Below are 11,586 nucleotides of genomic sequence, written 5' to 3'. Positions count from 1 at the left end.
ATGGGAGGGGTCGTGCGCATCGAGATCGATCCGACGGCGGAGACGCCGCTCTACCAGCAGCTCCACGACCGCGTCATCGACGCCGTCGCGCGCGGCGAGCTGCGCGCCGGCGACGCCCTCCTCTCCGTGCGCCAGGTGGCCGTGCGGTTCGGGATCAACGTCGCGACGGTCGTCAAGGCGTACGACGCGCTCCGGCAGGAGGGGATCGTCCGCACGAGCAGGCGTTCCGGCTCCGTCGTCGCGCGCGACGCCGACAGCGGGCCCGCCGACGAGCGGTTCCTCGCGGCGTGGCACGAGCGGCTCACGGCCGTGATCGCCGAGGGTGTCGCCCACGGCGTTCCGCAAGCGGAGCTCGAAGCCCGGGCCGCGCAGATCGCGACCGCGTTCGCGGAGGCCCGCGCGGACAATCCGCCGCGGGATCGGAAAGGAAACACCCCATGACCGCCGTACTGGTGAGCACCCTCGCCGTCGCGACGCTGATCGCCGCGATCCTCCTGATGCTGCCGGCGATGAGCCGTACCACCCTCCCGCTGGGCGTCCTGGTGCCGCGCAGTCGTGCGGCCGATCCGGTCGTGGTGACGGCGGTCCGGCGGTTCCGCATCGCCGTGGTCGTGTCGTACGTCGTCGCCCTCGTCGTCGCCGCCCTGGTCGCGCGGCTCGGTCCTGCCGCGCCGCCGCTGGCCGCGACGCTCGTCCTGCTCGTCGGCTCTGTCGTCGGCTACCTCACGTGTCGCCGGAGCATCCAGGCCGCCAAGCGTGCGGGCGGTTGGCTCGACGACGTGCCCGTTCGCATCTCCGGGAGTCTCACTCCGGATTCCGCCGCCCGCGCACGGCCCGCTTACGGCTGGTTCGCCGCGGCGTTCGTGGTGCTGGCGGCGGCCGCAGCCGTCGGCGTCGCGCTGTACGACAGCCTCCCCGCCACCATCGCGGTGCACTGGAACGCGAACGGTCAGGCCGACCGTTTCGCCGAGAAGTCGTTCTGGTCGGTGTTCGCGCCGCTCCTGATCGGTGCCGGTGTGCTCGCCCTGATCGTCGGCATCGCGTTCGTCGTCCGCAGGGTTCCGTGGCGCCGGGGAACGGGGGACCGCCCCGAGGTCGCCGAGCGGATCGGCGCGCTGCAGGCCCACCTGACGCAGTCGTTGCTCGGCTGGATCGCGTTCGTCGTCGCCGCGGCGATCTCCGCTCTGTCGGTGCTCGGCTGGTGGCGTGCCGAGTCGCATGAGCAGAGCGCCGGCATCGCCGTCGTGACGGTGGGTCTGCTCATCGTGATCTTCGTGGTGATCGCCGCATACGCCGCGCGTCTGGTGAGCGGTACGCGCGCGATCCGCTCCGCCGCCGAGGTGCCCGCCGGGGCCGCCGGCGCAGCGCGCGACACCGTCGACCCGCGCGACGACGACCGGCTTTGGAAGGGCGGCCTGATCTACGTCAACACCGGCGATCCCGCGCTGTTCGTCCCGAAGCGGTTCGGAGCGGGTCTGACCCTCAACCTCGGCCACCCCGGAGGCATCGCGATCGCCGTCGTCACTCTGCTGGTGATCGTCGCGGTTCTGCTGCTGCCGGTTCTGCTGCGCTGACCTTCGCCCCCGGGCGCGCTGCCGGCTGCGCGTGCAGCCTCCGGTTGCGGCGGGCGAGCACCGAGACCAGCGCACCGCTCAGTACGATCGACACCGCGGATCCGAGCAGCACCGCGATGGTGCCCTCCGAGCGAACGGTGGCCGATCCGGCGAACGCCAGCTCGTTCATGAGCAGCGACACGGTGAAGCCGATGCCGCCGAGGGCCGCGATGGTCACGAGCGCGAACACGGGGAGGCGGCCGCGTTCTTCGCGCGGCCGCGTGAACGACCCCAGCCACCCGCCCAGCGTGATCCCCACCAGCTTGCCCACCGGCAGGGCGATCAGGATGCCCCAGAACGCCGGCGACAGCTCGGACGGCGAGACGGCCGGGATGACGACGAGCGCCGCCGAGAACGCGAACAGCGGAAGGATGAGCCCGTTCGACCACGGCTCGAGCGCGTGTGTCACGCGCCTGGCCGGCGCTCGCGACATCACCAGACCGAGGGCGACACCCGCGATCGTCGCATGAACGCCGGAGTCATAGACCAGCCACCAGGCCAGCACGGCGAGCAGCACCATCAGGACGCCGACCGGCCAGCGCAGTCTCCCGCGCAGCACCCGGCTCAGGAGGCCGAACGCCACGACCACCACGGCGGCGGCACCGAGCTCCAGCAGGTTCGGGTCGGTCGTGAAGAACACCGCGATGATGATGATCGCGACGAGGTCGTCCAGCACGGCGAGCGCCAGCAGGAAGACCCGCATCCGGTTCGGGAGGCCGCGCCCGAACACGGCGAGCACTCCGAGCGCGAAGGCGATGTCGGTCGCGGTGGGGATGGGCCAGCCGTCCGCGAGGCCCGAGCCTCCGGCGACCGCCAGGTAGATCAGCGCCGGCACGAGGACCCCGCACGCTGCGGCGATCGCGGGGTGGATCGCTTTGGCGAACGAGTTGAGTTCGCCGGCGACCAGTTCGTGTTTGAGCTCGACTGCGACGATGAAGAAGAAGATCGCCAGCAGCCCGTCGCTGATCCAGTGCCCGACGCTGAGGTCGACCAGCCCGCCGCCGACGTGGGCGTGCTGCAGGTCGACGAGCGCGGGACCCACGGCCGTGTTCGCCAGCAGCAGGCCGAGGGCGGCGGCCCCCAGCAGGAGTCCGGCGGCGGTGCGTTCGGAGCGGATGATGCTCATCGGGAGGCCTCTCGTGCGCGGTCGGGAACGACATTCGCCGACCAGACTTCCCGGCACACCAGTCGTTCAGTGTAGCGGGCGATCGCGGTGAGAGGATGAACGTATCCCGACGGGAGGAGCATCCCATGACCGACGTCGCGCCCACCAGACTCGACGAGCTCGTCGCCGTGATGGCCCGACTCCGCGCACCGGGGGGCTGTCCGTGGGACGCCGATCAGACGCACGAGTCGCTCGTGCAGTACCTCATCGAGGAGACCTACGAGCTCATCGAGGCGATCGAGACCGGCGATCGCGACGCGATGCTCGAGGAGCTCGGCGACGTGCTCTACCAGGTGCTGTTCCATGCGGACATCGCCGCGCACACGCCGGGGGAGGACTTCGACATCCAGGATGTCGCCGAGCAGATGACCCGCAAGATGGTCGGTCGGCACCCGCACGTCTTCGGCGGTGACCGCACGGCGGAGACGGCGGACGACGTCGTGGGCTTCTGGGACGAGCTCAAGAAGGCGGAGAAGCCGGGGCGCACGAGCGTGCTCGACGGCATCCCGCAGGCGATGCCGTCGCTCGCTCTGGCGGACAAGCTGCTCGGCAGGGCCGAGAAGGTCGGCCTGCTCGACCTGAGCGAGTCGGGCGGCGTGCAGGTCTCGGGCGAGGACGAACTGGGGCCGCTCCTGCTGGCGATCGTGGCGTCGGCGAAGGCGCAGGGGCTGGACGCCGAGCGCGCGCTCCGGTCGACGTTGAGGGAGCTGCAGGACGAGATCCGCGAGCAGGAAGCATCGGTTTAGGTTAGGCTTACCTAATGTGCCATGTCGGCACGCTTCCCATCCGTGCCACGGCACCCTCGTGAGGAGAGTCATGCCTGAAACCGCACGCTCCGGCCACCGCCGGTCGCGTCTCGTCCTGTCGCTCGCCGCGGTCGTCTCCGCGGCCGCCGTCGCCCTCACCGGGTGTTCGGCGAGCGGCTCGGGTGCCGAGAGCTCGTCTTCGGGCTCCGCCGGGAGCTTCCCCGTGACGATCGACAGTGCGCTCGGCAAGACCACCATCGACGCGGCCCCGAAGCGGGTCGCCACCTGGGGCTGGGGTGCGCAGGACATCGTCCTCGCCCTCGGGATCGTGCCCGTCGCGATGCCGAAGTTCAGCTACGGCGGCGACGCGAAGGGCGTGCTGCCGTGGGACGCCGAGAAGATCGCGGCGCTGAAGGGCACGACGCCCGAGCTCCTCGACGCCGACTCCGGTGAGGTGCCGTTCGAGCAGTTCGTCAAGGCGAAGCCCGACGTCATCCTCGCCCCGTACTCCGGCCTCACCCAGACCGAGTTCGACACCCTCGGCAAGATCGCCCCGGTCGTCGCCTACCCCGAGAAGCCGTGGGCGACCAGCTGGCGCGACCAGACCGCCATCGTCGGCAAGGCTCTGGGCCTGTCATCGGAGGCCTCCGACCTCGTCACGAAGACCGAGGCATCGGTCTCCGCCCTGGCCGCCAAATACCCGGTGATCTCGGGCAAGACGTTCTTCTACGCCGCAGCCAACGAGCCGGGAGTGCTCAACGTCTACCGTGCGGAGGACCCGCGCGTGCAGCTGTTGAACGACCTCGGGATGAAGAACGCGCCGAGCATCGCGGCCCTCGACTCGTCGAAGGGCGACGGCAGCTTCTTCTACCAGCTCAGCTACGAGAACCTGTCCACGATCGACACCGACCTGCTGGTCATGTACTTCGACAAGCAGTCCTCGGTCGACGCCTTCACCGCCGATCCGCTGGTCGCCGCGATGCCGACCATCAAGGAGGGCCGCTTCGCCCCGATCGTCGGGGAGTCGTTCGTGGCCGCGACGAGCGCGCCGAGCGTGCTCAGCATCCCGTGGATGCTCGACCGCTACGTGCCGCAGCTCGCGGCGGCGGCCGAGAAGGTCAAGTAGCCGCTCGATGCCCGCTGGTGTCGCGACCGCAGACGCCGGACGCACCGGGGAGGCCCCCGCGCACGTCCGGCGCCGTCGGCGTGCGCTCGTCGGCCTCGTCGTGGCCGTCGTCGTGCTGCTCGTGGTGTGCGTGCTGAGCCTGATGGTCGGCGCGCGCACCATCGCTCCCGCCGATGTCCTCCACGCCCTGACGAACTACTCGCCGACCGACGACGACTCCCTCGTCGTCGTCGGCAGCAGGCTCCCGCGCACCCTGCTCGGCCTCGCGGCCGGGCTGGCGCTCGGGCTCGCCGGCACGGTGATGCAGGGGCTGTCACGCAACCCGCTGGCGGACCCCGGCATCCTCGGCGTCAACTTCGGCGCCTCCCTCGCGGTCGTCGTGGCGATCGCGTTCTTCGGGGTGACCGCGGTCTCCGGGTACGTCTGGTTCGCGTTCGCCGGTGCGGCGCTCGCCGCCGGAGTCGTCTACGCCGTCTCGGCGGTCGGCCGGGAGGGTGCGACGCCGGTCAAGCTCGCGCTGGCCGGCGCGGCCGTCTCGGCGGCCCTCGGCTCGCTCATCACGGCGGTCATGCTGACCAGTCGGGTCTCTCTCGACCAGATGCGCTTCTGGCAGGTCGGGTCGCTCGCAGGGCGCGGCTTCGGCGTGCTGTGGCAGGTGCTGCCGACGCTCGTCGTCGGGGCGGTCCTGGCGCTCACACTCGGGAGGCTGCTCAACGGTCTGGCGCTGGGCGACGACGTCGCCCGCGGCCTGGGCCAGCGCGTCGGACTGGCCCGCGCGCTGTCCGCCGTGGCGATCGTGCTGCTCTGCGGGTCGGCGACCGCGGCCGTCGGTCCGATCGCGTTCGTCGGTCTCGTCGTGCCCCACGTCGCGCGCTGGGTGGTCGGAGCCGACTACCGGCGCATCCTCGCCTACTCCGCGGTGATCGCTCCCGCGCTGCTGATCGCGTGCGATGTCATCGGCCGCGTCGTCGCGCCCCCCGGGGAGCTGCAGGTCGGCATCGTGATGGCGTTCGTCGGGGCGCCGCTGTTCATCGCGCTCGTGCGCCGTCGCTCGCTGGTGGGGCTGTGAGCGCCCCGGCCGCGACCGCCCGGGGCGTCGTCGGTGCGTCCTCGGCCGTCGCGATCGACCGCAGGCGGCGCCGCAGCCGCGCGGTGCGCGTGTCCATCGTGCTCGCCGTGCTCGTCGTCGCCGTTTCGGCGGTCTCGCTCACGTTCGGCGCGGCGGCCGTCGCTCCCGTCGACGTGCTCGCTGCGCTCGTCGGCCGGGCGGACCGGCTCACGTCGTTCGTCATCCTCGACCTGCGCCTCCCGCGCCTGTTCGCGGCCGTCCTGGTCGGGGCGTGCCTCGGGATCTCGGGCGGCCTCTTCCAGTCGGTCGCGCGCAACCCGCTCGCGAGTCCGGACATCATCGGAATCACCACCGCCGCCAGCGCCACCGGCGCCGTCGCGCTGGTCTGGTTCGGCGTCACCGGTCTCGCACTCTCGGGAGTCGTGCTCGCCGGCACGCTGGTCGCCGCCGTGCTGATCTACGTGCTGGCGTGGCGCAACGGGGTCAGCGGGTACCGCTTCGTGCTGGTCGGGATCGGCTTCGCCGCGATCTGCGCGGGGCTCGTGTCCTACGTTCTGACCCGCGCCGACCTGCGCGACGTGCAGCAGGCGCTGGTCTGGATCACCGGGAGCCTGAACAGCATCGACGACGTCTCGCTGGCCGTGCTCGCCGTCAGCGCCGTGGTGCTCGTCCCCGCAGCGCTGCTGGTCGGCAGGCCGCTCGCCGCCCTCGGGCTCGGCGACGACGTCGCGGCCGGAATCGGCGTGCGGCCCGAGCGCACGCGCATCCTGAGCATCGCGGTCGGCGTCGGGCTGGCGGCGGTGGCCGTCTCGGTGGCCGGCCCGATCGCCTTCGTCGCCCTGCTCGCAGCCCCCGTGGCCCGGCGCCTGGTCGGTCGCGGCTCGCTGGCGCTCGTACCGGCCGCACTCGTCGGCGCCCTCGTGCTCGTCGTCTCCGACGTCGTCGCGCAGTTCGCCGTCCCCGGCGTCGTGTTCCCGGTCGGCGTGGTGACCGGGATCGTCGGGGCACCCTACCTGCTCTGGCAGCTGACCAGGACCAACCGCATCGGCCGAGGAGGCTGACATGACAACGCAGATCACGCTCGCCGCACGCGACCTGACCCTCGCCTACGAGGGCCGGGTGGTCGTCGACGGCCTCGACCTCGACCTCCCGCCCGGCCGGGTCACGGCCATCGTCGGACCGAACGCGTGCGGAAAGTCCACGCTGCTGCGCGGCCTGTCGCGCCTGCTCGCGCCGGCCTCCGGCAGCGTGCTGCTCGACGGCGCCGACATCCGCACGCTGCCGACCAAGGAGGTCGCCACCCGGCTCGGGCTGCTGCCGCAGACGCCCACCGCGCCCGACGGCATCACCGTCGCCGACCTGGTGTCGCGCGGCCGGTATCCGCACCAGGGCTGGTTCCGCCGCTGGACCGCCGACGACGACGCCGCGGTGCAGGAGGCGATGACGGCGACCGGGGTCGCCGACCTCGCCGACCGTGCGATCGACGAGCTCTCCGGAGGCCAGCGCCAGCGCGTCTGGATCGCGATGGCACTTGCCCAGCAGACCGGCATCCTCCTGCTCGACGAGCCGACGACGTTCCTCGACATCAGCCACCAGCTCGACGTGCTGGACCTGCTGCTCGATCTGAACGCCGCGCGAGGGAGCACGATCGTGATGGTGCTGCACGACCTCAACCTGGCCGCCCGGTACGCCGACCACCTGATCGCGATGCGCGCCGGCTCGATCGTGGCCTCCGGCGACCCGGCGCAGGTCGTCACCTCCGACCTGGTCCGCGACGTCTTCGGCGTCGAGTCGGTCATCGCTTCCGACCCCGTCAGCGGCACGCCGCTGGTGGTGCCGTTGGGGCGGCACCACACGCTGTAGCCGCACATGGCCGGCAGCGCGTCCGCCGGTGGTCCGGATCGCCGCTCGGGTGAGACCGACGCCTCGCGACGGCGCATTCTTCCGGCCACGGCGGGCGCGTTGTCGTGTGTCTGGCAACGCGGCCGAGGTGATCGAACGGCCGCGGCTCATGCCAGGTCCTCGCTGGGACACCGCCCTATCGCGCGGGGTCGGCACGACTTCAGGGTGGCAACGGGTGCAGTCTACGACCGCGGTCGGCTCCGCCGCGATACCCCCGGGTGCCGCGACACCCCCGGAGGGCGGGGGTGCGCCCCATCTGGAAGAATCGACGCATGGCTTCCCCGATCACACCGCCCCGCGGCATGCGCGACTTCCTCCCCGCCGAGAAGGCCCGCCGCGAGCATGCCCTCGGCGTGATCCGGCGGAGCTTCGCCGCGCACGGCTTCGACGAGATCGAGACGCCGGTCGTGGAGGACGTCGCCCGCCTGCACTCGGGCCTCGGCGGCGACAACGAGAAGCTCGCCTTCAGCGTGCTCAAGCGCGGCCTCGGCGGCGACGACCTGCGCGAGGCGATCGAGTCGGGCGACACACTCGCGCTCTGCGACCTCGGCCTCCGCTTCGACCTGACCGTGCCGCTGGCCCGCTTCTACGCCAGCCACCGCGCCGAACTCCCGCCGGTCTTCCGCAGCATCCAGATCGCACCGGTCTGGCGGGCGGAGCGCCCGCAGAAGGGCCGCTACCGACAGTTCGTGCAGTGCGACATCGACATCATCGGCGAGGGCTCCCAGCTGGCGGAGGTCGAGCTGATCACCGCGACGGCCGCCGCTTTGGAGGCGCTCGGGCTGACCGGCTGCACCATCCGCATCAACGACCGCCGCATCCTGAACGGCCTCCTCGAGTACTGCGGGTTCGCCGAGGCGCGCTGGCCGCAGGTGCTCATCTCGATCGACAAGCTCGACAAGATCGGGGCCGAGGGCGTCGTCGCCGAGCTCAGCGAGGGCGGAGCGGACTCCGCCGCCGTGCTGGGCGGCATCCTCGCCGCGCTCGAGCCGCACCTCGCCGACGGGGGAGTGGAGCTGACGGTCGAGGCGATCTCCGGCATCCTCCCGCAAGGGATGGACTCCGACGCCATCGCCGACCTGGAGGCGCTGGCCCACGCGCTCGACTCCCTCCCTGAGGGCGTCGCCCTGCGCTTCGACCCCACGCTGGTGCGCGGCATGGGCTACTACACCGGCACGATCTTCGAGATCGCGCACCCCGGTTCGGGCAGCTCGGTGGGCGGTGGCGGGCGCTACGACGGCATGATCGGACGCTTCCTCGGCACCGACGTGCCGGCGGCGGGCTTCTCGATCGGCTTCGAGCGGGTCGTCGACCTGATCGAGGTCCCCGACGACTCCGGCGCGGACTCGGTCGTCCTCGTCCATGACGCCGACGTGCCCCTCGACCGGCTGATGGCCATCAAGTCGCAGCTCGTGGCCTCCGGGCGGCGCGTGCGGCTCGACCGAAGGGCGAAGAACCTCAAAGCGGTCCTCGACCGGGCGGCGGCCGCCGGCTACCGGTCGTTCGCTTTCGTCGGTGCCGGCACGGCCGACGCCGCAGCGCTCGAGATCAAACCGCTGGCCTGACGGCCCGCCCGGGGCGATGCCCGCGGCTCCCGCGCCATTTGTCGCAAGCATCCCGCCACCCCGTTCTGGCCGTTAACCCGACCTCACTAGACTGATTCGGCAACCCACGAAACCACCAAGGAGACAGTTGTGGCTCAGATCGAAGCTGTAGGCGCTCGCGAGATTCTCGACTCCCGCGGCAACCCGACCGTCGAGGTCGAGGTGCTCCTCGAGGATGGCACGGTCAGCCGTGCCGCCGTCCCGTCCGGCGCGTCGACCGGCGCTTTCGAGGCCTACGAGCTTCGCGACGGCGACGCCGACCGCTACCTGGGCAAGGGTGTCGAGAAGGCCGTGGACGCGGTCCTCGACGAGATCGGCCCGGCGATCGAGGGCTTCGAGGCCAGCGACCAGCGTCTGGTCGACGAGGCGATGATCGAGCTCGACGGCACCGACAACAAGAAGCGCCTCGGCGCCAACGCCATCCTCGGCGTCAGCCTCGCCGTCGCCAAGGCCGCGGCCGACTCGGCCGACCTGCCGCTGTTCCGCTACGTCGGCGGCCCGAACGCGCACGTCCTCCCCGTACCGATGATGAACATCATCAACGGCGGCGCCCACGCCGACACCGGCGTGGACATCCAGGAGTTCATGATCCTCCCCATCGGTGCCGAGACGTTCTCCGAGGGCCTGCGCTGGGGCGTCGAGACCTACCACTCGCTCAAGTCGCTGCTGAAGTCCAAGGGCCTCAACACCGGTCTCGGCGACGAGGGCGGCTTCGCCCCCGAGCTCGAGCACAACCGCGCGGCGCTCGACCTGATCTCCGAGGCGATCGAGAAGGCGGGCTACACCGTCGGCTCGCAGATCGCCCTCGGCCTCGACGTGGCCTCCACCGAGTTCTTCGAGAACGGCGTCTACCGCTTCGAAGGCCAGGACCGCACGGCCGCGGAGATGTCGGCCTACTACGCCGAGCTCGCCGCCAACTACCCGCTGGTCTCGATCGAGGACCCGCTGGCCGAGGACGACTGGGAGGGCTGGGCCCACCTGAACGCCGAGCTCGGCGCGAAGCTGCAGCTCGTCGGCGACGACCTGTTCGTCACCAACCCGAAGCGCCTCGCCCAGGGCATCAAGGCCAAGGCGGCGAACAGCATCCTCGTCAAGGTCAACCAGATCGGCACGCTCACCGAGACGCTCGACGCGGTCTCCCTGGCCCAGCGCAGCGGCATGACCGCCGTGCTCTCGCACCGCTCGGGCGAGACCGAGGACACCACGATCGCCGACCTCGCCGTCGCCACGGATGCCGGCCAGATCAAGACCGGCGCCCCGGCCCGTTCGGAGCGCGTCGCCAAGTACAACCAGCTGCTCCGCATCGAGGAGGAGCTGGGCGACGCCGCCGTCTACGCCGGCCGCAGCGCCTTCCCGCGCTTCCAGGGCTGAACCCACTCTCCGAAGGGTGAGTAGCCGCGGAAATCCGGTTCGGGTTTCCCGCGACTACTCACCCTTCGTGGCTTTATGATCGGCAGGTGAGCGCGGGGGAGACCGACACGGACGACGTCCGGGTCATGCGCGATGTGCCCATTCGTGTCGTCGAGTGGATCGGGCAGCCGATTCTTCTCGTCGCGCTCGGGGCGGTCGCCGTGCTGGTGCCTCCCGGTCCGTTCCGCGCCCCCTGGCTGCTCGTTCCGCTCGTGCTCGCCGCTTCGTGGCAGACGTTCACCGGCCTCCAGGTCTATCGGCTGATGACCGGGCACGCGATCCGTTGCCACCGGCTCGCGATCTCGGTCGCCCTTGCCGCCCTCGGTGTGGCCGGAGTGCTCTCCATCCTCCCTGCCGGCCTCGTCGTGATGGCCATCGTCGGTCATCGGCTCGCCACGGATCTCCCGCTTGCGAAGATCGTCGGTTCGCGGCGGAGCCCGCGCTGGTGGAACGCGGTCTCGGTAGGGCTCGGCGTGGCGGCTCTGGTGCTGTGGGTGGCGCGACCGATAGCGCTCGCCACTGGCCATGGATCCGCCGCGGTTCTGATCTGGGCGCTTATCGGCCTCCTCGCAGAGTCGGCGGCACTTGTCACCGGTGCCGCTCGCCGCATGCGCTCCGCGGCGGCCGACCTGCTCTGACCGGGCGCCGGCCTCTGCGAGAATCACCCCATGCACACCGCAGCGGGACTCCCGACCGAGCTCCTCCCGCTCGCGCTCTTCCTCCTGCTCGCCGCCCTCTTCGCGATCTTCGGCGCCTACCTGCTGCGACGCCCGGAGCGGGCAGCGACGCTGTTCGCCGACCGGGAGGCGCGCCATGCCTTCCGGGCGAAGGATGCGCGCGCGATCGGTCTGGTGTTCACGATCGGCGGCGTCGGACTCCTCGCGGTCGGCGTCGTGCGGCTCGTGCTCACGCTGACAGCCGCCTGAACGCCCGGCGACACCCCGCGCTCAC

General features: G+C 71.4%; 12 protein-coding genes. 11 read left to right on the top strand and 1 reads right to left on the bottom strand.

Annotation, left to right across the window (positions count from 1 at the left end):
• Nucleotides 1–12: 12 nt before the first annotated feature.
• Entirely contained in the window at nt 13–441 is a 429-nt protein-coding gene (locus tag KNO15_RS05385; RefSeq protein ID WP_241702392.1) for a GntR family transcriptional regulator, read from the top strand.
• Nucleotides 438–1,574 (top strand): DUF1648 domain-containing protein, encoded by a 1,137-nt coding sequence (locus KNO15_RS05380; protein ID WP_241702391.1) that lies wholly within the window; start codon nt 438–440, stop codon nt 1,572–1,574. Before KNO15_RS05385 ends, KNO15_RS05380 begins: the two co-directional genes overlap by 4 nt.
• Here KNO15_RS05380 and KNO15_RS05375 read toward each other — a convergent pair.
• Nucleotides 1,522–2,739 (bottom strand): Na+/H+ antiporter NhaA, encoded by a 1,218-nt coding sequence (locus KNO15_RS05375; RefSeq protein ID WP_241702390.1) that lies wholly within the window; start codon nt 2,737–2,739, stop codon nt 1,522–1,524. The two genes, KNO15_RS05380 and KNO15_RS05375, sit on opposite strands and share 53 nt — an antisense overlap.
• Nucleotides 2,740–2,864: 125 nt before the next feature.
• On the opposite strand from KNO15_RS05375, the gene KNO15_RS05370 reads away from it, so the two are divergent.
• From KNO15_RS05370 to KNO15_RS05330, 9 genes are all read left to right on the top strand, one after another.
• Complete coding sequence (locus tag KNO15_RS05370; RefSeq protein ID WP_241702389.1) at nt 2,865–3,524, top strand: MazG family protein; 660 nt, start codon at nt 2,865–2,867, stop codon at nt 3,522–3,524.
• 70 nt (nt 3,525–3,594) lie between these two features.
• Nucleotides 3,595–4,650, top strand: coding sequence for an iron-siderophore ABC transporter substrate-binding protein (locus KNO15_RS05365; RefSeq protein WP_241702388.1), 1,056 nt, complete (start codon nt 3,595–3,597; stop codon nt 4,648–4,650).
• A gap of 7 nt (nt 4,651–4,657) precedes the next feature.
• On the top strand, nt 4,658–5,719 hold the full coding sequence (locus KNO15_RS05360) for a FecCD family ABC transporter permease (protein ID WP_241702387.1): 1,062 nt from the start codon (nt 4,658–4,660) through the stop codon (nt 5,717–5,719).
• On the top strand, nt 5,716–6,780 hold the full coding sequence (locus KNO15_RS05355) for a FecCD family ABC transporter permease (protein ID WP_241702386.1): 1,065 nt from the start codon (nt 5,716–5,718) through the stop codon (nt 6,778–6,780). The genes KNO15_RS05360 and KNO15_RS05355 overlap by 4 nt, the downstream gene beginning before the upstream one ends.
• Nucleotide 6,781: 1 nt before the next feature.
• Nucleotides 6,782–7,582, top strand: coding sequence for an ABC transporter ATP-binding protein (locus tag KNO15_RS05350; protein ID WP_241702385.1), 801 nt, complete (start codon nt 6,782–6,784; stop codon nt 7,580–7,582).
• A gap of 311 nt (nt 7,583–7,893) precedes the next feature.
• Nucleotides 7,894–9,186 carry a histidine--tRNA ligase gene (hisS, locus tag KNO15_RS05345; RefSeq protein ID WP_241702384.1) on the top strand — a complete coding sequence of 431 codons (1,293 nt, stop codon included), beginning with the start codon at nt 7,894–7,896 and terminating at the stop codon, nt 9,184–9,186.
• Nucleotides 9,187–9,315: 129 nt separating this feature from the next.
• The gene (gene eno, locus KNO15_RS05340; RefSeq protein WP_241702383.1) at nt 9,316–10,596 is read left to right on the top strand and encodes a phosphopyruvate hydratase; all 1,281 of its coding nucleotides are present in this window, start codon (nt 9,316–9,318) and stop codon (nt 10,594–10,596) included.
• A gap of 86 nt (nt 10,597–10,682) precedes the next feature.
• Nucleotides 10,683–11,273, top strand: coding sequence for a hypothetical protein (locus KNO15_RS05335; protein WP_241702382.1), 591 nt, complete (start codon nt 10,683–10,685; stop codon nt 11,271–11,273).
• Nucleotides 11,274–11,303: 30 nt separating this feature from the next.
• Nucleotides 11,304–11,561 carry a hypothetical protein gene (locus tag KNO15_RS05330; RefSeq protein WP_241702381.1) on the top strand — a complete coding sequence of 86 codons (258 nt, stop codon included), beginning with the start codon at nt 11,304–11,306 and terminating at the stop codon, nt 11,559–11,561.
• Nucleotides 11,562–11,586: the final 25 nt, after the last annotated feature.

The sequence above is a fragment of the Leifsonia shinshuensis genome, assembly GCF_022606355.1.
GTDB classification, from domain to species: Bacteria; Actinomycetota; Actinomycetes; order Actinomycetales; family Microbacteriaceae; genus Leifsonia; species Leifsonia shinshuensis_B.
Note: the sequence above shows the minus strand (reverse complement) of the source record. Positions and strands in the feature narration are given on the sequence as shown.